Source organism: Mycobacterium riyadhense, from assembly GCF_963853645.1.
GTDB classification, from domain to species: Bacteria; Actinomycetota; Actinomycetes; order Mycobacteriales; family Mycobacteriaceae; genus Mycobacterium; species Mycobacterium riyadhense.
In genome coordinates, this window is record NZ_OY970456.1 from 2,967,277 (window position 1) to 2,989,947 (window position 22,671).

20 protein-coding genes and 1 pseudogene are annotated in these 22,671 nt (G+C 65.3%); 11 read left to right on the plus strand and 10 right to left on the minus strand.

The window, feature by feature from the left end:
- Nucleotide 1: 1 nt before the first annotated feature.
- Nucleotides 2-940 (minus strand): thiamine pyrophosphate-dependent dehydrogenase E1 component subunit alpha, encoded by a 939-nt coding sequence (locus tag AADZ78_RS13290; protein ID WP_085253294.1) that lies wholly within the window; start codon nucleotides 938-940, stop codon nucleotides 2-4.
- Between the two features lie 87 nt (nucleotides 941-1,027).
- A pseudogene (locus AADZ78_RS13295) lies at nucleotides 1,028-1,400 on the minus strand (SDR family oxidoreductase); the annotation flags it as partial.
- Nucleotides 1,401-1,604: 204 nt separating this feature from the next.
- On the opposite strand from AADZ78_RS13295, the gene AADZ78_RS13300 reads away from it, so the two are divergent.
- The 6 genes from AADZ78_RS13300 to AADZ78_RS13325 all read left to right on the plus strand — a co-directional run bounded on the left by AADZ78_RS13300 (nucleotide 1,605) and on the right by AADZ78_RS13325 (nucleotide 9,392).
- A complete protein-coding gene (locus AADZ78_RS13300; RefSeq protein ID WP_085253264.1) occupies nucleotides 1,605-2,825 on the plus strand; it encodes a CaiB/BaiF CoA transferase family protein in 1,221 nt (406 codons plus the stop codon).
- A gap of 207 nt (nucleotides 2,826-3,032) precedes the next feature.
- On the plus strand, nucleotides 3,033-4,919 hold the full coding sequence (locus AADZ78_RS13305) for a PE family protein (protein ID WP_085253293.1): 1,887 nt from the start codon (nucleotides 3,033-3,035) through the stop codon (nucleotides 4,917-4,919).
- 160 nt (nucleotides 4,920-5,079) lie between these two features.
- Nucleotides 5,080-6,324 (plus strand): amino acid deaminase/aldolase, encoded by a 1,245-nt coding sequence (locus tag AADZ78_RS13310; protein WP_204800748.1) that lies wholly within the window; start codon nucleotides 5,080-5,082, stop codon nucleotides 6,322-6,324.
- Between the two features lie 99 nt (nucleotides 6,325-6,423).
- Nucleotides 6,424-7,629 carry a M28 family metallopeptidase gene (locus tag AADZ78_RS13315; protein WP_085249303.1) on the plus strand — a complete coding sequence of 402 codons (1,206 nt, stop codon included), beginning with the start codon at nucleotides 6,424-6,426 and terminating at the stop codon, nucleotides 7,627-7,629.
- Complete coding sequence (locus AADZ78_RS13320) at nucleotides 7,626-8,912, plus strand: D-arabinono-1,4-lactone oxidase (RefSeq protein WP_085249304.1); 1,287 nt, start codon at nucleotides 7,626-7,628, stop codon at nucleotides 8,910-8,912. Before AADZ78_RS13315 ends, AADZ78_RS13320 begins: the two co-directional genes overlap by 4 nt.
- Nucleotides 8,913-9,098: 186 nt before the next feature.
- On the plus strand, nucleotides 9,099-9,392 hold the full coding sequence (locus tag AADZ78_RS13325; RefSeq protein ID WP_085249305.1) for an ANTAR domain-containing protein: 294 nt from the start codon (nucleotides 9,099-9,101) through the stop codon (nucleotides 9,390-9,392).
- A gap of 19 nt (nucleotides 9,393-9,411) precedes the next feature.
- Here AADZ78_RS13325 and AADZ78_RS13330 read toward each other — a convergent pair whose 3' ends face one another.
- A complete protein-coding gene (locus AADZ78_RS13330; protein WP_139828542.1) occupies nucleotides 9,412-10,161 on the minus strand; it encodes an IclR family transcriptional regulator in 750 nt (249 codons plus the stop codon).
- Between the two features lie 64 nt (nucleotides 10,162-10,225).
- Between AADZ78_RS13330 and AADZ78_RS13335 the strand changes: the two genes are divergently transcribed.
- Together AADZ78_RS13335 and AADZ78_RS13340 are read left to right on the plus strand one after the other, a co-directional pair.
- A complete protein-coding gene (locus AADZ78_RS13335) occupies nucleotides 10,226-11,575 on the plus strand; it encodes an FAD-binding oxidoreductase (RefSeq protein WP_085249306.1) in 1,350 nt (449 codons plus the stop codon).
- On the plus strand, nucleotides 11,575-12,384 hold the full coding sequence (locus tag AADZ78_RS13340) for a DAPG hydrolase family protein (RefSeq protein WP_085249307.1): 810 nt from the start codon (nucleotides 11,575-11,577) through the stop codon (nucleotides 12,382-12,384). Before AADZ78_RS13335 ends, AADZ78_RS13340 begins: the two co-directional genes overlap by 1 nt.
- Here AADZ78_RS13340 and AADZ78_RS13345 read toward each other — a convergent pair whose 3' ends face one another.
- A complete protein-coding gene (locus AADZ78_RS13345) occupies nucleotides 12,385-12,939 on the minus strand; it encodes a TetR/AcrR family transcriptional regulator (RefSeq protein ID WP_085249308.1) in 555 nt (184 codons plus the stop codon).
- A 192-nt stretch (nucleotides 12,940-13,131) separates the two neighbouring features.
- On the opposite strand from AADZ78_RS13345, the gene AADZ78_RS13350 reads away from it, so the two are divergent.
- The gene (locus AADZ78_RS13350) at nucleotides 13,132-14,346 is read left to right on the plus strand and encodes a cytochrome P450 (RefSeq protein WP_139828543.1); all 1,215 of its coding nucleotides are present in this window, start codon (nucleotides 13,132-13,134) and stop codon (nucleotides 14,344-14,346) included.
- Nucleotides 14,347-14,370: 24 nt separating this feature from the next.
- On the opposite strand, the gene AADZ78_RS13355 is transcribed toward AADZ78_RS13350, so the two are convergent.
- From AADZ78_RS13355 to AADZ78_RS13365, 3 genes are all read right to left on the minus strand, one after another.
- The gene (locus AADZ78_RS13355; protein WP_085249309.1) at nucleotides 14,371-15,102 is read right to left on the minus strand and encodes a cysteine hydrolase family protein; all 732 of its coding nucleotides are present in this window, start codon (nucleotides 15,100-15,102) and stop codon (nucleotides 14,371-14,373) included.
- A gap of 89 nt (nucleotides 15,103-15,191) precedes the next feature.
- Entirely contained in the window at nucleotides 15,192-15,641 is a 450-nt protein-coding gene (locus AADZ78_RS13360) for a DUF6941 family protein (protein WP_085249310.1), read from the minus strand.
- 155 nt (nucleotides 15,642-15,796) lie between these two features.
- A complete protein-coding gene (locus AADZ78_RS13365) occupies nucleotides 15,797-17,656 on the minus strand; it encodes a DUF4407 domain-containing protein (protein ID WP_085249311.1) in 1,860 nt (619 codons plus the stop codon).
- A gap of 224 nt (nucleotides 17,657-17,880) precedes the next feature.
- Here AADZ78_RS13365 and AADZ78_RS13370 point away from each other — a divergent pair, with 224 nt between their 5' ends.
- Nucleotides 17,881-18,444, plus strand: coding sequence for a hypothetical protein (locus AADZ78_RS13370; protein ID WP_085249312.1), 564 nt, complete (start codon nucleotides 17,881-17,883; stop codon nucleotides 18,442-18,444).
- Between the two features lie 71 nt (nucleotides 18,445-18,515).
- Complete coding sequence (locus tag AADZ78_RS13375) at nucleotides 18,516-18,944, plus strand: type II toxin-antitoxin system Rv0910 family toxin (RefSeq protein WP_085249313.1); 429 nt, start codon at nucleotides 18,516-18,518, stop codon at nucleotides 18,942-18,944.
- Nucleotides 18,945-18,964: 20 nt separating this feature from the next.
- On the opposite strand, the gene AADZ78_RS13380 is transcribed toward AADZ78_RS13375, so the two are convergent.
- From AADZ78_RS13380 to malQ, 3 genes are read right to left on the minus strand one after another with little or no spacing between them, the layout of a single operon-like run.
- Nucleotides 18,965-19,441, minus strand: a complete 477-nt coding sequence (locus AADZ78_RS13380) for a nuclear transport factor 2 family protein (RefSeq protein WP_085249314.1) — start codon at nucleotides 19,439-19,441, stop codon at nucleotides 18,965-18,967.
- Nucleotides 19,438-20,322, minus strand: a complete 885-nt coding sequence (locus AADZ78_RS13385; RefSeq protein ID WP_085249432.1) for an LLM class F420-dependent oxidoreductase — start codon at nucleotides 20,320-20,322, stop codon at nucleotides 19,438-19,440. The genes AADZ78_RS13380 and AADZ78_RS13385 overlap by 4 nt, the downstream gene beginning before the upstream one ends.
- 37 nt (nucleotides 20,323-20,359) lie before the next feature.
- Entirely contained in the window at nucleotides 20,360-22,501 is a 2,142-nt protein-coding gene (gene malQ, locus AADZ78_RS13390) for a 4-alpha-glucanotransferase (protein ID WP_085249315.1), read from the minus strand.
- Nucleotides 22,502-22,671 lie beyond the last annotated feature (170 nt).

A 22,671-nucleotide genomic window follows, 5' to 3' on the forward strand; every position in this document is an offset into this window, starting at 1 on the left:
CTTACACCGGATATCTGATTGGGATCGCATAGACGTCGCGGTCGAGTTCATCGATCGAAGGCGAACCAGCGGCCATAACCGTGCGCAACGCCGTTTCCACCGTTGTCGCGGCGTCGTTGTCGATGCGGTCGAGTTCGTCCTCGGTGCAGATATCGTTTTCCGTGAGGTGGTTGCGGAACCGTGGCACCGGATCCGCGGCCGTGGCCGCGGCCAGCTGATCCTTGGGGATATAGGCCATCCGGTCACCGAAGTAGTGGCCGCGGAATCGGAACGTCACGCACTCGATGAACGTCGGACCGCCACCAGCACGCGCTCTATCCAGCGCCTCCTCGAGCGCCGCCGTCACCGCCAATGGATCATTGCCGTCGACGCGAACACCCGGGATTCCGTACCCGGCGGCGCGGTCGGCAACATGTTCGAGCTTCATCGTGTCCGCGGTCGGCGTCATCTCCGCGTACTGGTTGTTCTGGCAGACGAAGACCAGGGGCAGATCCCAGAGAGCGGCCATGTTGGCCGCCTCGTGGAACGAGCCGGTATTGGTGGCGCCGTCGCCGAAGCTGACTACGGTGACGCGGTCGATGCCCTTGCGCTTGGCCGCCATGGCCAGTCCGACCGCGACGGGCGGTCCGGCGCCGACGATCCCGGTGGACAGCATCACCCCCGTGTCGGGGTTGGCGATGTGCATGGTGCCGCCCTTGCCGCGGCTGGCGCCGACGGTGCGGCCCATCATCTCGCCGTAGATCTCCTCGAGCGGGACGCCCTTGCCGATGAGATCGTGCAACCCGCGGTAGGTCGTGACCAGCTGGTCGTCGGGCCGCAGCGTTGCACCCATCGCGGCGGCGATGGCTTCCTGGCCGCGGGACGGCCAGTACACGCACATGAATTCCCCGGTCCCAATGCCCTTGGACAACCGGTCGTCGGCCGCTTTCATCAGCACCATCAACGCGTAAAGCCGGCGCTGAACCTCGGGTGCGGACTGATCGTCGCTCACGGTGCTCCTTCGCGTGTCACGTTGTGTGCCAATCGCTTACGTGCCTGAGCATGGCTTCACTTTGAGGAAGCCGCCCCCATCCACCCGCGGCTGCGGGCCGGTGATGCAGCGCGCCGCGTCGGAGGTGAGAAACAGCACCGCCTCGCTGATGTCCTCGGGTTCGACATAGCGGATCGGCCCCCCTTATCCGGGCCTGGACCAACGGGAAGACCGGTTCGGCATCCTCGCGAGTGGGGTTTGCCAGGTCCGGCCGAAAGGCGCGGTACATCGGCGCACTGTGCAGCATGTCGGTGTTGGCGTTGGTCGGGTGCACCGCGTCCATTCGGATGGAGAACGGTGCCAGTGCCCGGGCGAAGTCGTTAATATAATGTGCGGCAGCGGTTTTCGCGAAAGCGTAGCCGGCTCCACCGGTGTCGACACCGACGAGCCACCCTGGCGGACAAAGCCGTTCGCAGGAGTGCGCCGCATCCGGGATCGGGATTGGACCCATGGTCGGCTCCATCGCATCTCATCGAAAGCACTGCGCGTGGCTGCAGCCGGGGTATCGATATCTCCAACAGTAGCTAGAATATCTAAAATAGCAAGAAATGCGCCGACGACCGAGGGGATAGCGATGTCAGCGGTGCTCAGCGGCGTTCGGGTGGTCGAGTTGGCGTCATGGACGTATGTACCGTCGGCCGGTGCCGCACTGTCGGATTGGGGCGCCGACGTTATCAAGGTCGAAGGCGTTGCCTCCGGCGATCCTGGTCGGGCGTTGGTCGTTGGCGGCTTCACCCGCGAGGCGGCCCGTGTTGACGCCGACTTCATCCTCGAGTTGGGTAACCGCGGTAAGCGCAGTATTGGGATCGACATCAAATCCGACATGGGTCGGGAATTGTTTGGCCGGCTGCTGGCTTCTGCGGATGTATTTCTGACAAACTGGCTGCCCGGCGCGCTGGAGCGAGCCAGACTGACCGTCGAAGACATCCGCGCTTTCAACCCCAAGATCATCATCGCGAGGGGCACGGGGCTGGGAGTGCGCGGACCCGATCGCAATCGCGGCGGTTTCGATGCCGCCACCTACCTGGCGCGTGGCGGCGTGGCGTACACGCTCACACCGTTTGGCACCGAAACCCCCGCAGTCCAGGGCCCCGGATTCGGCGACCTGCAGGGCGGAGCAACGCTGGCCGGCGGGGTGTGCGCCGCGTTGTTCCATCGCGAGCGGACCGGGGAACCGAGCATCGTCGATTCCTCGCTGCTGGCCCAGGCTATGTGGGCCATCGCTCCGTCAATATCTGCGGCCGATTTCTTCGATATCGACGGCATCCCGGGGGCGCCGCCGGGGTTGACCATAAATCCACTCGTCAACCGCTATCAGACAAGGGACGGCAGGTGGATTCAATTGGTTTTTCTGCAGCCAGACAAGTTCTGGGCGGGCTTTTGCGAGCGCATGGGTCTTGCGGAGTTGGCCACCGATGAGCGATTCGTGCCGTCGAGCAACCTCATCGCCAACGCGGGCGCAGCAACCGCGATCTTCGCGAAAGCGTTTGCCAGCCATGATCTGGCGCACTGGCAGAAAGTACTCGAAGACGAACCGGGCGTGTGGGCCGCGCTGGCCACCCCGCGGGAAACCCTCAACGACCGGCAAGTCGAACCCAACGGCTATGTGGTGACCAATGTCGACGCCCATGGCCAGCACTACCGGATCGTGGCTGCGCCCGTCCAATTCAACGAAACACCGCCGGATCCCGCGCGTGCTCCCGAACATGGACAGCACACCGAGGAAATACTGCTCGAGCTCGACATGGATTGGGACGATATCGCGCGAGCGAAGGAGCTCAAAGCCATACTGTGACAGTCCTCGGCCGAATGTTGGCTATCGCCAATCGTTTAGCCACCGATGCTGATCACGCGGCAATGTCCCGGCAATTGGCGCGCAACCGAAATCAGGCACGACGACAACGGAAATGCGCGGCATAACCGGTTGATCGCGATACTCTTTGCGCCAGGGTTCGATGGTGGCCGGGCATTGCCCGGAGCAGCGGGTGGCGGGAGGTCCCTCATGTCGTATCTCATCGCGACGCCGGAGTTTCTGGCGGCCGCGGCAACGGATTTGGCCAACGTGGGTTCATCGATCAGCGCGGCCAACGCCGCCGCGGCCGCCCCGACGTTGTCTCTGGTCGCGGCGGGCGCCGACGAGGTATCGGCCGCGATCGCGGCGCTGTTCGGCGCGCATGCTCAGGCATATCAGTCGCTGAGCGTCCAGGCGGCACTGTTTCATCAACAGTTTGTGCAATCCCTCACCGCGGGCGCGAACTCATATGCAGTCGCTGAGGCGGTCAATGCTTCGGCGCAGTCGCTGCCACAAGACCTGCTCAACCTGATCAACGCGCCCACCCAAGCGCTGTTCAACCGTCCGCTGATCGGCAACGGCGCCGACGGCGCGCCCGGGACCGGTGCCAACGGGGGTGACGGCGGGATCCTGTACGGCAATGGCGGTAACGGTGGCTCCGGAGGACCCAACCAGGGCGGCGGCAACGGCGGCAATGCCGGATTGTGGGGCAACGGCGGTGCCGGCGGAGCCGCCGGAAATACCACGACCGTCGGCGTCAACGGATTCAGCGGGGGCACCGGAGGCAACGGCGGATGGCTGTGGGGCAATGGCGGAGCGGGCGGGAACGGCGGTAACGGTGGCCCCGCCCCGCTCGCCGGAGGTGTTGGAACCACTGGTGGCGCCGGCGGGAATGGGGGCGGCGCGGGCCTGTTCTACGGCTTCGGTGGCCCCGGCGGAAACGGCGGCACCGGCGGAGCCGCGCCGGCCGCCGGTCCCTCGCCAACCATCCTTCCTGCCGGGGGCGTCGGCGGGTTCGGCGGTAACGGCGGCGCAGGCGCGGCGCTGCTCGGTTTCGGCGGCGCCGGCGGAATCGGTGGCGCAGGCGGGACCACCGATGGCACGGTCACGGGCGTGGGCGGCTTTGGCGGCCAGGGCGGCAACGGCGGACAAGGCGGCCTGCTGTACGGGGTCCCGGGCTCTGGCGGCATGGGCGGTGTCGGCGGCAACGGCATCGGGATCGACACCGAAAGCTTCGGCGGCCATGGCGGCTCTGGCGGTAACGGCGGTGCCCTCGGGCTATTCGGCAACGGTGCGTCCGGTGGCAATGGGGGCGTGGGTGGCGACGGAGCGGGCGGGACGCTCAAGGCGGGCGGCAATGGTGGTGTCGGTGGTCTGGGCGGCGAGGGCAGCGCAGGTGGCCTGCTGTACGGCAATGGTGGCGCCGGCGGGAGCGGCGGTGCCGGTGGCAACGGCGCCACGGGTGCTACCACTGGTTTTGCCGGCTCGGGCGGTTTTGCCGGCTCCGGCGGCGACGCCGTGCTGATCGGTACCGGCGGAGTTGGTGGCAACGGCGGTGGCATAGGGACCGGTAGCACGACCTTCGTTCCGGCCGACCGGCAACCGGTGGGCGGTATCGGCGGTAATGGCGGGCGCGCCGGGCTGCTGTTCGGCACCGGCGGCACCGGCGGCAATGGCGGTGCCACCAGCCCCGGCGGCACTCTCTACGCCGCCGGCGGAAACGGCGGCAATGGCGGTTGGGTGTACGGCAACGGCGGCACCGGCGGAAACGGCGGCGCGGGCGGGGCTAACAGTGCCGGCAACGGCGGTGTTGGTGGCAATGCGGCGCTGCTGTTCGGCAACGGCGGGGCCGGCGGAACCGGTGGCACCGGCGGAATCGGCGCGGGCGGTGCCGGCGGCAGGGGCGCCATTCTCATCGGCAACGGGGGTGTCGGGGGCAATGGGGCCCCCGGCGGCAATGGTGCGGGCGGTAACGGCGGAAGCGCCGTGCTCGTCGGCAATGGCGGCAACGGCGGGAACGGGACCGGTACGGGTGTCGGCGGGGCGGGGGGAGCCGGCGGATTGCTGTTCGGTCAAAACGGGGCGCCGGGGACGTAGCCGGTTAACCCAACGCTTAGGCCAACCGCAACGGCAATCTGCACAACGTCGGGCGATTTCACAGGCAGACCGCACACAATGCGGTTTCGCTCCGGCTTCAGCTCGCGCCAACACGTCAAAGCGCCTATGAGAGGCGACCCATGTTCAGTAGGGTTACGGCGTGCAAAACGTGGCCGGTCGCGAGCAACGGTCCAACGGGCCGGTCAGGCTGGACGCGGCGGGCCGGTTGCAGCGCTACGAAGAAGCGTTCGCCGACCACGATGCGCCCTTTGCGTTCGTAGACCTTGACGCAATGTGGGGAAATGCCGAGCAGATGCTCGCGCGCGCCGGTGACAAGCCGATCCGGGTGGCGTCGAAATCCTTGCGCTGCAGGCCGATACAACGCGAAATCCTCGATGCCAATGCAAGATTCGACGGCTTGATGACATTCACCCTGCCGGAGACCTTGTGGCTGGCGGGCCATGGCTTCGACAACCTGTTGCTCGCCTATCCGACCAGCGACCGCGCGGCACTGCGCGAACTTGGCGAGCTAACAGCCAAAGATCCCGGTGGCGCGCCGATCGTGATGGTCGACAGCATCGAGCACCTGGACGTGATCGAAAGCGCCACCGCCAGGCCCATCCGACTGTGTATTGACCTCGACGCGGGCTATTGGCGTGCCGGAGGGCGCGTGAAAATCGGCCCCAAGCGCTCACCCCTGCACACACCCGAACAAGCCCGCGCGCTGGCTGTGGAGATCGCGAGGCGACCGGCGCTGAAGCTGGTTGCGCTGATGTCCTACGAGGGCCACATCGCAGGGTTCGGCGACAAGGTCGCCGGCAAACGCGCGCAAAACGCCATCGTGGGGTGGATGCAGCGCCAGTCGATCGCGGAGTTGCGCGAGCGACGCGCTCGCGCGGTTGAGCTGGTCCGGGAAGTCGCGGACATCAAAATCGTCAACGCAGGCGGCACTGGCGACCTGCAGCTGGTGGCACAGGAGCCCGCGATGACGGAGGCGACCGCCGGCTCAGGGTTCTACGCGCCGACGCTTTTCGACTCGTACTCGACGTTCACGTTGCAGCCCGCGGCGATGTTCGCGCTTCCGGTATGTCGCCGGCCCGACGCGAAGACGGTGACCGCGCTCGGCGGCGGCTATCTGGCCAGCGGCGTCGGCGCCAAGGATCGCATGCCCACGCCCTACCTGCCGAGCGGACTGAAGCTCGACCCGATGGAGGGCACGGGCGAGGTGCAGACGCCGTTGCACGGTGATGCTGCTCGGCGGTTGAAGGTGGGCGATAAGGTCTACTTCCGCCACACGAAAGCCGGCGAGCTGTGTGAGCGGTTCGACCGCCTGCACTTGGTGCGTGGCGCACAGATCGTCGACACCGTCCCCACCTACCGGGGTGAGGGGCGGACCTTTCTGTGATCCAGACATTCGAAAAGAACTTTTCGCTGGCAAGATGCTCACCGGGCAAATGCGGCGCGGCCCGGTGACACCGTCCAAGGCGCCCGAAAAGGAGCTGCCATGACCGCGATCACCGCACTGCCGACCGAGCTGGCCGCGATGCGCGAGGTCGTTGAGACCTTGGCGCCGATCGAACGTCCCGCCGGCGAGCCAGGCGAGCTGGAAGCGGCCAGGTGGATCGTCGAGCGCCTGGCTGCGGCCGGCGCTCAGAATGCGCGCATCGAGGAGGAGCTGTACTTCGATGGTTATCCCCGGCTGCATCTCAAGTTATCGGCCATCGGAGTGGCGGCCGGCCTCGCAGGTCTGGTCAGCCGGCGCTTGCGCGTTCCCGCCGCGCTGGCGGGGTTGGGCGCGGGATTGGCGATCGCCGACGACTGCTCCAACGGGCCGCGTGTTGTGCGCAAGAGAACGGAAAAGCCCCGAACAACCTGGAATGTGGTAGCCGAGGCTGGCGATCTGACGGCAGAGCGCACGGTCGTCGCCTGCGCCCATCACGATGCCGCGCACAGCGGCAAGTTTTTCGAGGCCCATATCGAGGAAGTTCTCGTCGAGCACTTCCCGGGGATCGTTGAGCGCGTCGACACCCAGCTGCCCAACTGGTGGGGGCCCGTCCTTGCGCCGGCCCTCGCCGGCGTCGGCGCGCTGCGCGGCAGCCGCAAAATGATGATCGCCGGAACACTGGGTAGCGCTCTGGCGGCCGCCTTGTTCGCCGACATCGCCCGCAGTCCGGTTGTCCCCGGCGCCAATGACAATCTCTCCGCGGTGGCACTGCTCGTCGCGCTCGCGGAGCGGCTGCGCGAGCGCCCGGTGAAGGGCGTGCGGGTGCTGCTGGTGTCACTTGGCGCGGAGGAAACGTTGCAGGGCGGGATCTACGGGTTCTTGGCGCGTCACAAACCCGAGCTTGATCGGGAGAACACCTACTTCCTGAACTTCGACACCATTGGCTCACCCGAGCTCATCATGCTCGAGGGCGAGGGCTGCACGATCATGGAGGACTACTTCTATCGGCCGTTTCGCGATCTGGTCATACGGGCCGCGGAGCGTGCCGATGCGCCCGTGCGCCGAGGTATCCGGTCGCGCAACAGCACCGACGCGGTGCTGATGAGCCGTGCTGGCTACCCAACCGCGTGCTTTGTGTCGATCAACCGGCATAAGTCGGTGGCCAACTACCACCAGATGTCCGACACGCCCGAAAACCTTTGCTACGAGACCGTCTCGCATGCAGTTACCGTCGCTGAGTCGGTGGTGCGGGAGCTCGCGCGATGAGCACGGTGTGGCGCAACTGGCCGGGGGAGCAGGTCTGCACACCGTCGGCGATCAGGCGCCCCACGTCGGAGGACGAACTCGTCGACGTGGTTGCGCGCGCCGCCGAACGCGGCGAGCGGGTGCGCGCCGTCGGCACAGGTCACTCGTTTACCGACTGTGCGTGCACAGACGGGGTGATGATCGATATGTCGGGCCTGCAGCGGGTCACAGACGCAGACCGGGCCACCGGGTTGGTGACGATCGAGGGCGGCGCGAAGCTACATTCGCTCGGTCCGCAGTTGGCCGCGCACGGGCTCGGGCTGGAGAACCAGGGCGACATCGATGCGCAGTCGATCACCGGCGCCACCGCGACCGCCACCCACGGGACGGGCGCACGCTTTACGAATCTGTCGGCGCGGATCGTCTCGCTGCGGCTGGTCACCGCCACCGGTGACATCATGACGTTGTCCGAGGGTGACGAGTACCTCGCCGCGCGGGTATCGCTTGGTGCATTAGGGGTGATCTCGCAGGTCACCGTGCAGACGGTCCCGCTATACACATTGCATCGCCATGACGAGCGCCGGGCGTTGAGCCAGACGCTGGAACGGCTCGACGAATACGTCGACGGTAACGACCATTTCGAGTTCTTCGTATTTCCTTACGCAGAAACGGCTTTGACGCGTACCACGCGTCGCAGCAACGAGGAGCCTACCCCGATACCGAGGTGGAAGCGCCGGCTCACCGAAGACTTCGAAAACGGGGGACTGAGCCTGATCTGCCAGACCGGGCGGCGTTTCCCGGCCATGGCACCAAGACTCAACCGCCTGGTGACGAGCCTGATGTCGGACGCTACGGTCTCAGACCGTGCCTACAAGGTGTACGCGACCGAGCGCAAAGTCAGGTTCACCGAGATGGAGTACGCGATCCCGCGCGAGCACGCACGCGAAGCAGTCCAGCGCGTGATCGACCTCGTTCGCCGTCGCAAGCTGCCGATCATGTTCCCGCTCGAGGTGCGGTTTTCGGCCGCTGACGACGCCTTCCTGTCGACCGCGCACGGGCGCGACACCTGCTATATCGCCGTTCACCAATACACCGGCATGGAGTTCGAAACCTATTTCCGAGCCGTCGAGGAGATCATGGACGAGTATGCGGGACGGCCGCATTGGGGCAAGCGGCATTACCAGACCGCTGCTACGCTGCGCGAGCGCTATCCGAACTGGGACCGCTTCGTCGCGGTGCGCGACCGCCTCGATCCCAACCGGGTCTTTCTCAACGACTACACCAGACGCGTGCTGGGCAGCTGATTCGCCGCCGACCCTCAATTCGCTTCCCCGGTATACCAACACGATTACAGCCCCATATCGATAGCGGCGGTGGTATGGCGCTGGCAGTGCCGTTCCACAAATCATGGCAACGGGCGCCATAGGGGACCAGGGTCGTGAGCCGGGCGCACCGGAAGGCGCTTAGGGCTCAACAGGAGGTACCACGGCATGACGGCGAACTGGGTTTCCACCCAGATCTCGTGCGGCCCGCATTCTGGCCGCGTTCTCGATACCGCACGGGGCATTCTGATTGGCCTTCGACGCTGCACCTCCGAGACAGCCTTTGAAGAACTGTTCGGCGCGGCACAACGCCACAAGGTGCCATTGTTCGCGATGGCGTGGGCACTGGTCCATCTGGCCGACGATTCTGGAAAACCAACTCCCAGCTTCATGGAGGCACAGTCCGCGGCGCGCCGCGAGTGGGGTGAGCTCTTCGCTGAGTCCGCCATGGCCCCCTGCTGAGCGTCGCGGTTGACCGTCGTCAGCGCGTCCAGGCCGGCGACTCGGCGGCACTCCGCAATGCGGCGATGATCCGCTCCTCTTTCTCCGGAAATCGCTCGCTGGGGGTAGGCACCGAAATCGCAATCACGTTGTCGCCCATGGCTCGTCCCGCAATTGCAGCCGCGGAGATCCCGGTGGTGTGTTCCTCGCGATCGAAAGCGATTCCGGTGCACCGGATCTCGGCGATCTCGCGACGCAATCTGCCGGCAACGTCAGCGTCGAATCGCGAAAGTACCGCCTCGGCATCGGATTCGTCCAGGACTGCGAGTGCGGCTTTTCCGTTGGCCGTCCGGTCCAACGGAAACCGGACACCGACGGCCGAAACCGCGCGCAGTCGGTGTGAGGATTCGATCTGGTCAATGAACAGCATGCGTTGGCCCCGCAACATCGACAGGTCAACCGTCTCGCCATCGGTTGCGCGGGCTACGCGCTCGATGGTCGGCCGGAATAACGCCGAGATATGGGCGCCGGTGGCGGTACCGAATCCCAATAACCGCTCACCAAGCGAGAACCGGCCGTGCGAATCGACAGTGACCAACCCGACCTCGGACAGGCCGACCAGCAGTCGCCGAGTGGTCGACTTGGCCAACCCCAGGCGCTCACCGAGGTCGACTAGGCGCAAGCGTCCCGGCTCGGCGGCGATTTCGTCTAGTGCGGCCGCGGCGCGTCGCAGCACCTGGATTCCCTGGTCGCGATTGGTCGGCGGATTTCGTTCCGTTCGAGGCACCATTCCACTATAGTGAGCCGCATCGCGGACTTAAAAGAACCGAAATATGGATCAAAGGAGTTCCAGAATGAGCGCTCTTCCGGCCGGGCGGCACTTCTTCCGTGGCGATGACGGGTACGAGGCGGCCCGTGCCGGAACCGTGTGGCACCAGCGCGTGCCCGAACGCTATCCCGAGGTGATCGTCCAGGCCGTTGATTCCGACGACATCGTCGCGGGCCTCCGCTACGCCAAGGCCCACGGTCTTAAGGTCAGCGTCGTATCGGGAGGGCACAGCTTCGCGGCCAGCCACCTTCGCGACGGGGCCGTGCTACTCGACGTCAGCCGCCTCGATCACGCCAGTATCGACGCCGAGAAGGGCCTCGCCGTCGCCGGTCCGGGCAAAGGCGGCAGCTTACTCATGTCCGACCTGGAGGCGCAGAACCTGTTTTTCCCAGGCGGCCACTGCAAGGGAGTCTGTCTCGGCGGATATCTGCTGCAGGGCGGATACGGCTGGAACAGCCGGATCTACGGCCCGGCTTGCGAGAGTGTCGTCGGCCTGGATGTGATCACCGCCGACGGCGAGCAGATCCATTGCGACGCAGACAATCACGCCGACCTCTACTGGGCTGCCCGCGGTGCGGGTCCGGGCTTTTTCGGCGTCGTCACGTCGTTCTACCTCAAGCTGTACCCGCGGCCTGCGGCGTGTGGCACCAGCGTCTATGTCTACCCGTTCGACCTCGCCGACGACGTCTTTACCTGGGCCCGTGCGGTCAGCGCCGAAGTCGATCCTCGAGTCGAGTTGCAGGCCGTCGCCTCCCGTGGAGAACCGAATATGGGCATCGACGTCCCCGTCATCACCTTTGCCTCACCCGCGTTCGCCGACTCCGACGCGGACGCCGAGAAGGCCCTCGCCCTGTTCGGCACCTGTCCCGTCGCGGAAAAGGCGATCGTGAAAGTCCCTTATATGCCAACCGATTTGGCTACCTGGTATGACGTCGCGATGAGCCACTATCTGTCCGACCACCACTACGCGGTGGACAATATGTGGACGTCGGCGTCGGCCGAGGACCTGCTGCCGGGTATCCGGACGATCCTGGACACGATGCCCCCGCATCCGGCGCACTTCCTTTGGTTGAACTGGGGTCCGTGCCCTCCCCGCCAAGATATGGCGTACAGCATCGAAGCCGACATATACCTGGCGCTCTACGGCTCCTGGAATGATGCGACGGACCCGGCCGACAGCGACCGTTACGCGGACTGGGCGCGATCCAACATGGCCGCCATGTCCGACCTGGCCGTCGGGATTCAGCTCGCCGACGAGAACCTCGGCCAGCGTCCGGCGCGGTTCGCCAGCGACGCGGCCATGGCCAGGCTGGACCGGGTGCGCGCCGAGTATGACCCCGACCGTCTCTTCAACAGTTGGATGGGAAGAATCTGATGGCCAGCGAACTGTATCTAGGCTACCGCGGCGACGACGCGAACACGCCATGGGGCAAGTTCTTCAAGCCTGAAATGGCGCCGCTGCCACAGCATGTCGTCGAGGCGCTGCAGCACGGTCCGCAGGGCGGGATGGCCCTATCGGCGTACGACGACGCCGCGAGCGTCGCCGGCGAAGGGTACCAGCAGACCGAGAACGGTTACGGGGTTCTCGACGACGGCAGCTACCAAGTATCGGTACGCACCGACATGCCTGGTGTTACCCCGGCGATGTGGTCATGGTGGTTCGGCTGGCACGGTTGCGACACCCGCCGCTACAAGCTGTGGCATCCGCGTGCGCACCTGTCCGCGGCGTGGAAAGACGGGGACGACAGCGACCGTAAAGGTGCCGAGCGCTACGTCGGCCGCTGGTCGTTGATCAGCGAGTACATCGGCTCATCGCTGCTGAACGGCGCGATCCAATTCGTCGCGCCCCAGGAGATGGGCTGTCCCCCCGACAGTGACGATGCGGTGGCGGTCTGTGCCCGGCTCGGAGCCGGTGATGCCCCGGTGGATGTTGGATGGTTCATCCACCACATCCGGTCGACGCCGGGCGGGTCCGAAATGCGTTCCCGGTTCTGGATGGGCGGATCGCACATCGCCGTGCGCAAGGCCCCCGGCGTCGCGTCAAAAGCGGTGCGTCCCATCGCGTCCCGGATGCTTGGCGATCCGGTGGCCAGCGGTCGCAATCTGTTGGTGCACTGCGCGCAGGAAATGAATCACCTCGCGAGCTTCCTGCCCGAGTTGTACGAAGCCTTCGGCGACGAGTAATCACCGCTGGTCGGTGAAGGCTGGCGCGACGAATCGTTGTACCAGCTCGCGTTCGGCCCGTTCATCGGCGGCGGGCCAGTACATCAGCGACAGCACAACGCGTACCACCCAACGTGCGGCCTCGGGATCACGCCCGGAAAGCCCGGCGAGATCGGTGGCGAAGTCCGCCAGCAGGGGCGATCCGGTGAGCCAGAGCATCTCGTTGGCGCGGACCGAGCTGAACATGAGTGGTGCGAGTGGATCGGCTCGGATCAGCTTGAGCGCCACGGTAATTGCGGTGACAACGCGCTGCGGCCCGCGCATACTCTCGACAGCCTTACGCACGGACTCGACGATGCGTGATGCGGCACGGGCAACGACTGCGTCGCGGATTTCGGCTTTTCCTCCGACGTAGCGGTAGATGGTGGCCCGTGAACAGTGGACGCGCTTGGCCAACGTGTCGATATCGAAGGCATTCGGCCCGTCGCGCGCGATCAGGTCCGTGGCGGCGGCATAGATGCGCTCGGCGGCGATCGCGCGGCGATCACCGCCGACCAACCAATCGTCACGCGGCACTGATCACACGTCCTCGGCTAAGAACCAGGGTGGCTGCAATCTCATATTGAGATAAATCTACCTGTCTATCTCAGAGATAGATGCAGGCCGCCGATCCGGATTGAGACGGCCAGACCCGATGCCGTCAAGTGGCCATTTTCAACTTCGCGCGGCGCCGTTGACGTGCGGGTATTCGCCGATCACGCTGACCATGTGACAGCCCTTGCCGATGCCGGCACCTTTTTCGGTCCCGAATCTCTGCAGGATCCGTATCCGCTCTACGTGCGGATGCACGCCGCCGGACCGGTTCACCGAATTGGTGACTCCGACTTCTATGTCGTATGCGGTTGGGACGCGGTCAACGACGCAATCGGCCGCACCGAGGACTTCTCGTCGAACCTCACCGCCACCATGACCTACACCGCCGAGGGCACTGTCAAGCCCTTCGAGATGGACCAGCTCGGCGGACCGACCCAGGTTCTGGCCACCGCCGACGATCCTGCGCATGCCCTGCATCGCAGGCTGTTGGTACGTCATTTGGCGGCCAAGCGGATTCGCACCATCGAACAGTTCGCCACCGATACCGCGGACCGGCTGTGGGCCGAGGGCCTACGCGGCGGACGCATCGAATGGATGTGCGCCATGGCGAATCGGCTGCCCATGATGGTGGTGGCGGAGCTGATCGGTGTCCCCGCCACGGACATCGACCAACTGGTGAAATGGGGATACGCTGCCACCCAACTACTCGAAGGGCTGGTCAGTGAAGAACAGCTGGTAGCGGCGGGTGTCGCTGTCATGGAGCTCGCCGGCTATATCAACCAGCAATTCGACCGGGCCGCCGCCCATCCGCGGGACAATCTGCTGGGCGAACTTGCCAATGCTTGCGCCTCGGGGGAGGTGGACAGCGTCACCGCTGTGGCGATGATGGTGATCTTGTTCGCCGCGGGCGGGGAGTCCACGGCATCGTTGCTGGGCAGCGCGGCATGGATATTGGCAAGCCGTCGTGATATTCAGCAAGAGGTCCGCGACGATCCCAGCCTGCTTGCGGGATTCATCGAAGAGACGTTGCGCTACGAGCCGCCGTTCCGGGGTCACTATCGGCACGTCCTGGTGGACACCACGCTGGGCGACGTGGAGTTGCGCGCCGGCGCGCGGTTATTGCTGTTGTGGGGCGCGGCAAACCGGGATCCGGCCCACTTCGAGGCGCCCGACGAGTTCCGCCTTGACCGCACCGAAGCCAAGGGTCACATCAGTTTTGGCAAAGGAGCTCACTTCTGCGTCGGCGCCGCGCTGGCACGATTGGAGGCCCGGATCGTGCTGCGGCTGCTGCTTGATCGCACTTCGACGATCGAAGCCGCCGAAGTCGGCAATTGGTTGCCAAGCATTTTGGTGCGCCGCCTGGATCGTCTCGAACTGGCGGTCAAGTAGCGGTGCTACTGCAGCGCAATGGATTCAGGCGCCGCCGGAATCCGTGGCGGCTTTGGCTCGTAACTTCCCAAGCGACTCGAGAACCGCGGCGCTAGTTGCGTGGGCGCCGAAAACTCCACCCTGCATGGTGATCATCTTCAGTGCGGCCAGGTAGTTCGTGTAGTCAGTGGCGCCGGTGCAATCGGACACCAGGAGGCACTCGTACCCGCGGTCGTTGGCCTCACGCAACGTGGTGTGGACGCACACATCAGTGGTGATCCCGGTGAGGATCAGGTGAGTGACGCCGTGGTTCTTGAGAATTAGGTCGAGATCGGTGGCGTAAAAGCTGCCCTTGCCCGGCTTGTCCACGACGGCTTCGCCTGGCAGTGGCGCCATCTCCGGAACGATCTGCCAACCCGGCTCGCCGCGGATCAGGATGCGTCCGCACGGTCCCAGCGATCCGATCTCCGCCCCGATCTGCGCAGATCGCCACTTCTTGTTCGGCGGAAGATCGCTGAGGTCAGGCCGATGACCCTCCCTGGTGTGCACGATGAAAAGCCCCACCTCGCGCGCGGCCCGCAGCACGGTCTGTGCTGGCCCCAGGGGAGTGCGGGTCAGCGGCAGGTCGTAACCCATGGTGTCGATGTAGCCGCCCTTGCCAGCGAAGTCGACCTGCCAGTCGATGTTGATCAGCGCCGTTCGTTCCGCTTGGAAGTCGCCGTCGAACGGCCAGACATAGGGTGTTGCGTCGACGGTAACGCGCTCGGGGGTGCTCATGCCGGCATTATTGCGAGCCTGGCAACGGCGCCGCACAAGTCGATCGACTCAGTGAAAATGGTTGCTGCGATGCACATCCGACGATGGCCTTACCCGGATGGTGTCGGTGGCAGACCCATGCTGGAAACCACGAATGCTTCGACCGCCGTGGCCTGTTCGTAGCCTTCCACTTCCACCCGCCACTCGTATATTCCTGGCTCCAAGGGGATTCCGCCTGGGATGTTGAGGGTGAGCGGCATCCGAACCGACGTACCGTGGATTGCGCCGGGAGGCCTGCCTGCCTCTGCGGCGGCTTCGAAGTGGATCGGCTGCGGCCCTTGCGGTCCAGGCACTACCACCGATTCTCCATCGGTGGTTAGCAATTGGCACGTCAACTTATGCTGCTTGTTGGTCTCATCCCAGTCGATGTCGAGGAAGAGCACCAAAGCAAAAGGGGGAGTGGGCGTTTGGCATTGCCGCCAGCCGAGCCCAAGTGTGTGGACCTTTCCTGACTGGACGTCGGCTTGCGCCGCATCGGCGAGGAACAGGCTGACCTTCATCGGGCAGCCGGCGTTCGGATCGATGTTCGGTGCAATGCCGCGAGATCCACGTTCTGCTCCCAATCCGTATGCAATTGCTCGAAAAGCGCATCCCTCCGGCAGGATAATACGCCGCGACCGATCGGCCTATCTGCGAGGATTTGCTGGATTCTCCGCTATTTCGGGGGCGGCAGCTCGCGTGGACCTTCGGGCGAACTCAGTTCATGCGGCCCATCCCGTCCGACCAGCGCATGCCGGCCCTCGCGCTCCGTCGAGCCGCGCGCTAGACCCGCAAGGTCGGTCGGCGCCACCCGTTCCAATGGGTGGTGCGCCTGGTGCGTACCTAGTTGGGCCTCGTCGCCAGCAACTCGACGGTAGTTCCCGGAACGACCGGCGCCACGCGATGATTCGATTCGGTTGGTTTCGGCAGGGGCGCCGGTCGCGGGGGACTCGAGCTGTCGGTCGCCGCCGTCGGAACTCTCGGAATTGACCGTCACCTTTCGGGTGCGCTTGAGCGAGAACGCGATCTCCTCGACCTCTTCGAAAACTTGACGCGCCGTGCGCAGCGGCTGGGTCGTGTTGTCGATGACCCGGGCAACAAACGGCGGCACCAGCGGGCGAATCCACCGAGCAGCGGCCTTGGTGGCATCCGGGATCGACGGGATCAGTGGCGCCCCGCGCTCAAGCGTTTCGGGCTGTTCCTCGTGATATTCAACGGCTTCGGCCGGTTCGATCTGCGCCGGCAAGTTCTCCGGCACGTCGACGCCAGCGTGATGTTCCGCTGCAGGCAACTCGGCGACTGCACGGCTGGCAGCCTCGGCTTCGGCGGCGATCGGCAGATACATGGCTTCCTCCACTGGCTCGAAACTACGCTGCGATGACGCGTGCACCGGACCCTCAAGTGCTTCCATGACTCGGCGGCGTTGCTGTTCGCGATCGATTTCGGCTTGCGCCTCGATGGCAAGGCGGGTCTGGGTAAGTTGATGCTCAGCCCACATGATTTCGGCAGCACGGCGAACTTCGGCTCGCTTGATCGCAATCGCGGTGTCAGCGTCCAGCTCGGCGCGTTCTCGCGCTGCGCGCGCGGCCGCATGGCGGTCGTGGGTGGTCTCGCCGCGCCACAACCGCAGAATCAGGGGAAGCAGATACAGCAGCGCAAAAAACGCGATCGTCAGCATTCGCAGCACTAGTGCCCCGCCACTGGCCCCACCACCAGGCATTGTCAGATCGTTCATCGCGACCCAGCGCGCGCCCAACCCGCGGCCCGCATCGGCGACCACGCTGTGGCGCGCGGCGATGAGGGCCCGGTCGTCACGGGCGACCTTGGCATCCAGCTCTGGCGCCTGCCGGTCGCGGGCCGCTAGGGCGTTATCCAGCTCACGCTGTGCATCGACGAGAAGTCCGTTCGCCGTGCGTGTTTCGGGCCCTTGACCGGGAACACCGGTGATTCGGGTCTGCGGGCAGCCGGGTGTCGGGTGGTACTCGCAGCGCGCGACGACCAAGGCTTTGTCCATGTGTTCACGAGCCTGATCGACTGTGATGTCCAGCGAAGCACGCGCGGCTCGCGACTGTTGCAGAGCTGCCGACGCTTGCGCGACCGCGGGCGCCGCGTCGGCATTGCGCAGCGCCCGTTCATCGAGTCGGTGGTCGATCGCGCCGGAAAAGGCGACGAGCGCGGCGAGCTCGCCGACCACGACACCGACTGCCACGGCGACCGCCGCGCGGCCGGCAATGCCGGGCCAGCCCCGGACGGGACCACTGGCGGTACCGCGGATTACCGCGCCGACCAACAGGCCGAACACCAGGGCCAGCCCGATCACGGCCCACGCTGGCCAGCGTGCCGCCTCGGTGATGGCCTCGCTCGCCACCAGCCAGGCCAGCACGGCACCCAGCGCTACCACCGCGCCGGCCACGGCGTGCGTGGACCGTTCGTAACGCTCGGCGAGTTCGCGCCAGTGTCCGCCGCCGAGCCAGGTGAGCAACCCCTCGAGCCGCGATACGACCGAGCGCTGCTCCGGAAATTCATGGGCGCACATTGAGACTCCAACACCTCCAAGTAGGTCAAGCCTGGCAGGCCGCCGCCCGACACACCGAATCGAGGAGACCGCTTGTGGCGTTGTTCACAACTTGGCGGGAACGGACCCGGATCACACCTCTGCGGGGCCCAAGCGGGTTTTTGCGGCGCGTCTGGTGGCAAAATTCCTGCGACGCGAGCGGATCAGCGGCCGTGAGACCTGGTGACGTGAGACCGTATCAGTCTATGCAAAACCACGACTTCGTCACCTACGAAGAGTTCGGCCGGAAGTTCTTCGAGATCGCCGTCACCCCAGACCGTGTTGCCGCCGCATTCGCCGATATCGCGGGCAGCGAGTTCGCCATGGAGCCGATCGCACAAGGACCCGGCGGTATCGCAAAGGTCAGCGCGAAGGTTAAGATCCGTGAGCCCCGTGTGACGCGAAAACTTGGTGACCTCATCACGTTCGTCATTCACATTCCGCTGTCGATTGATCTGCTTCTGGACCTACGGCTCGACAAGCAGCGATTCTTGGTCGCCGGAGATATTGCGCTGCGTGCGACTGCGCGCGCTGCGGAGCCGCTGCTGCTGATTGTCGACGTGTCCAAGCCGCGGCCGTCAGATATCACCGTCAACGTGTCATCCAAGTCCATTCGCGGAGAGGTGTTGCGGATACTCGCAGGTGTCGACGGTGAGATCCGGCGCTTCATTGCCCAGTACGTCGCTGAAGAAATCGATTCACCACAGTCCCAATCCGCGCAAGTCATCGATGTCGCCAACCGGTTGAACGCGGCCTGGACCGGAATTTAGAGACCGTGCCGCCAACCGGGCCGGCGTCGGCCCGGGTTTATCGGGTCGCGACGGCGGGGTATGCAACTCCGATGGCCCGAGTGGACGTTTCGACTACTTCGGACCTGCAACCGAAGTCCGCTTGGAAGCTGGCTTCCGATTTGCGTCGATTCGATGAGTGGATGACGATCTTCGGCGGCTGGCGCACCGAAGTTCCCGCGACGATCCAAGAGGGCACCCGGATCTCTTCCTGTGTCCGGGTCAAGGGCTTTCGCAATGTCGTTCACTGGACGGTCACTCATTACAACGAGCCGAAATCGATTGAACTGCAGGGTCGGGGACGAGGCGGGATTCGGATCGCCGTGAGCATGAATGTGACTGGCAACGGTTCGGGATCGACCTTTCATCTCACCGCCGACCTGAAAGGTGGTGTGCTCAGTGGGCCAATCGGAAGGCTGGTCGCCAGGATTCTGCGATCCGATGTGCGCAAATCGATCGACAATCTCGCCACGTTGCGGTGACCTCGAGTTACGGACGGCGATCACTCACGTGGCAACAGCCGGCGTACCGGCCGGGTCTCAATGGCATTGATCGTCAAGGCCCGGTGGCTGATCTGCCAGAGCGCACCGGTCAACTCATACTCGTCGTCGTAGCGCAAGTGCCAGACCACGTCGACTATCTCGTCCGAGCCCTGGTTTGACCGCGCGGTCCAATGGTGTGCGATGCAGGTGATCCGGCCCCGCGCAATGCCAGGCCGCGTGCCTTCGTCATAAACCTCACCCACGATCGCGTGCTCGGTGCGCACCGCTTGGACGACGGCGGCCACGGCGCCAGTGATGGCGTCCCGGCCGCGATGCGTGTGAATCGGCACGAGGGCAGCTGGCGGGTCCGGCACAGTCAGGACCGCTGAATCAGTGAAAAGCGCCGCAACAGCGTCGAATTGGCGGTCATCGACGTACGCCGCATAGCGGTGTACCAAGTCGCTGAGAGCCGCCCGATCGGCTAGCGCGAGACTCACGAGGCCTCAGGCGTCAACGCCAGCCGTTGTGCACAGGCCGACACGATGTCCTTGGCCTCTTCGACGTCGGTGGTTAGCGGCATGGCTAACACAATCCGGTCGGCGCCCTGGTCAACCAGACTCGCCGCGCGTTCGGCATCGATCTTGTTCACCAGGTGACCCAGAGATACCTCAAGGTGCGCCGGGTCACGCCCCACCGCCGCCGCCTCCGCACGCATCAGCGCGATTAGCGACACCAGTTTCGGCCCGGTTACGCCCAGCGGCTGAAATCCGTCGCCGAAGCGTCCGGCGCGGCGCGCAGCCGCACGGGTGTGCCCCCCGATGTGAACCGGAAGACGCGCGAGCGGTTTGGGGTAACACATGGCGTTGTCGAAGCTGAAGAACTCACCGTGATAGGAGGCGCCGTGCGGTTGGTCGGCCCACAGCGAACGCAATACGGCCAACTGCTCGTCGGCGCGGCGCCCCCGGCTTTCGAAATCCGCTCCGCATGCCTCGAGCTCCTCCTTGAGCCATCCCACACCAACGCAGAGCCGGAGTCTTCCGCCGGAGAGGGCGTCAACAGTGGCGGCGCGTTTGGCGAGCACGACCGGATGATGGTTGGGCAGCACCAAGACTCCGGTAGCCAATTTCAGGCGCGTGGTGCGGCCGGCCAGAAACCCAAGCAGATCGAGCGGATCGGGGATCGGACAGTCGGGTGCCAACTCAACCCGGCCAGAACGGTCATACGGATAGACGCTCTCGTACTGGGTGACCAGGACGGTGTGCTCGACGACGATGATCGACTCGAAGCCGCATGCCTCGAGATGCTGCGCGAAGGCAGTCATCCAGTCCGGGTTCGCGGTGACACCGGCCGCCACTGGAGCAACGACACCCACCTTCAGCGGGACCTTCATGGCAACCGAAGCTAACAGGCGGGCCTCAGGTGCCAGCAGGGCTCGTCTGAGCGCGCACCGCCTCTGCCAGGTTGGCCGCCCTGCGGTCGGTGAAGATGTCCTCAAGCAGCATCTGTCGGCCGTCGGGCCCGGTCAGCGGAATCCTCCAGTTCGGGTACTCGTCGGTGGTGCCGGGCTGGTTCTGCGTCCGACGGTCACCGACCGCATCGGTCAGCGCGACCCCCAACAGCCGCGACGGGGTCCGGCCCAGGTAGCGGTACAGCGCCAGGACTGTTTGCTCTGGATCGTCTTCGCCGTCCTCGAGTAGGCCGACTCGGCGCAACTCGGCCAGCCAAGCCTCCCGTTCGGCCCGAGCAGACTCGAGTTCGGCCTCGACCGGTCGCGTGAGCAATCCCAGCGATTCGCGTAGCCGCACGTGGTCACCGGCCAGGTAGCCTGCGGTCGGCGGCAAATCGTGGGTGGTGACCGAGGACAAGCAGTAGTCCCGCCAGCGCTCCGCCGGCAGCGGGCCGCCGTTTCCCTCGCGATCCTGTTCAAACCAGAGAATCGAGGTGCCCAGCAGGCCACGCAACAACAGGTAGTCGCGCACCCACGGTTCGACGGTGCCGAGATCTTCGCCGACGATGACCGCAACGGCCCGATGCGCTTCCAGTGCGACGATGCCGATCATCGCTTCATGGTCGTAGCGCACATACGTGCCCGCGGTGGGCGGTGCGCCGTGGGGAATCCACCACAGCCGGAACAAGCCGATGATGTGGTCGATTCGCACGCCGCCGGCGTGCCTCAGCAGCGCCTGGATCAGTGCGCGAAACGGTCGATACTCCTGCTCTTCCAACCGGTCCGGCCGCCACGGTGGCTGCGACCAGTCCTGGCCGAGTTGATTGAACTCATCGGGTGGCGCGCCCGCGGCCACGCCCAGCGCCAGCACGTCCTGTAGTGCCCAGGCATCGGCTCCGTTGGGGTGCACGCCAACGGCGAGGTCATGCATGATGCCCAACGACATTCCGGCCAGTTTCGCCTGTGACTGGGCTGTCGCGAGCTGCTCGTCGAGCTGCCATTGCAGCCAGCGATGAAAATCGATCGCTTCCTTGTTCTTAAGGACGAATTTCGCTACACCCGAGGCGTCCGGATGTTGCAGCGATTTCGGCCAGCGATGCCAGTCACCGCCGTGCTTCTCGGCCAGCGCGCACCAGGTGGCGAAGTCATCCAGGGCGCGGCCCTCCCGGGCTCGAAAGGCGGCGTAGGCCAACTCACGTCCCGCCGACCGCGGCACCCGGTGGATGAGTTTGAGGACTGCACGCTTGGCCGCCCACGCGGCGTCGCGGTCAATGGCGTCGACCTGGTCGGTCAGGCGCTGCACGTCCTCTCGTAACCGCCGCAGCCGGCCACGCTTGGGCAGGTCTACGGCTTCTGGAATGGCCTCAACCCGCAGGTAGATGGGGTTGACGAAGCGCCGCGATGTCGGCAGATAGGGCGACGGCTCCATGGGCGCCAAAGGCGCAGCGGCGTGCAAGGGATTGACCAGCAGATAGTCAGCGCCGTGCCGAGCAGCCGACCACAGCGCCAGATCGGCGAGGTCGGTGAGATCGCCGATACCCCACGACTGCCGCGACCGCACGCTGTAGAGCTGGATAGCCAGGCCCCAGGCGCGGCGGGTTGCGAGCTTTTCCGGCAGCCCGAGCCAGTCCGGCGTCACGATGAGCGCCGTGCTGGTCTGGTAATCACTCGAACGCAGATGCACGCGGTGATAGCCGAGCGGCAGGTCGGCGGGCAATACGAAGCTGGCCTCGCCGACCCAGCGTCCATCAAGACCGAACGGGGGAGTGAAGTTGTCGACCTGCACCACCCCGTCCCGCATGGTGCCGTCCTCTAGGCGCAACCACACTTCGGCCGGAGCTCCATGGGTCACATGCACCCAGAACCGTGTCGGGGCGCCGGCCCGCGCAACAATGGCCGGTGGCAACGAGCGCGCCCAATAGGAACGCAGCTGTGCAGTCAGGGCGGCGTTGCGTTGCTGTTCGGTCTCTGCAGGAACGTCTAGAGCCGCTAGAACAGCCACCAGCGTGGTCTCGGGAACGACCACCTGCCGGCCCATCCAGTCCTCATATGCGGTGGCGATGCCGAAGCGCCTGGCAAGTTCGACCAGCGAGGGCGCGAGCTCAGTCATGCCGCCAATCTTGCGGCCGGCACCCGCACCTGGTGAGGGCGGGGCAATTTGCCCGTGTGGGGCCACCGCGCGACCGATTGCGTCGTATCATTACGTCGCAGGTCAGCGCGATGGACCGGGGAGTGGATGTCTCGACAGGCCGACTTGGTCATTCGCCGCTACCATGCCTT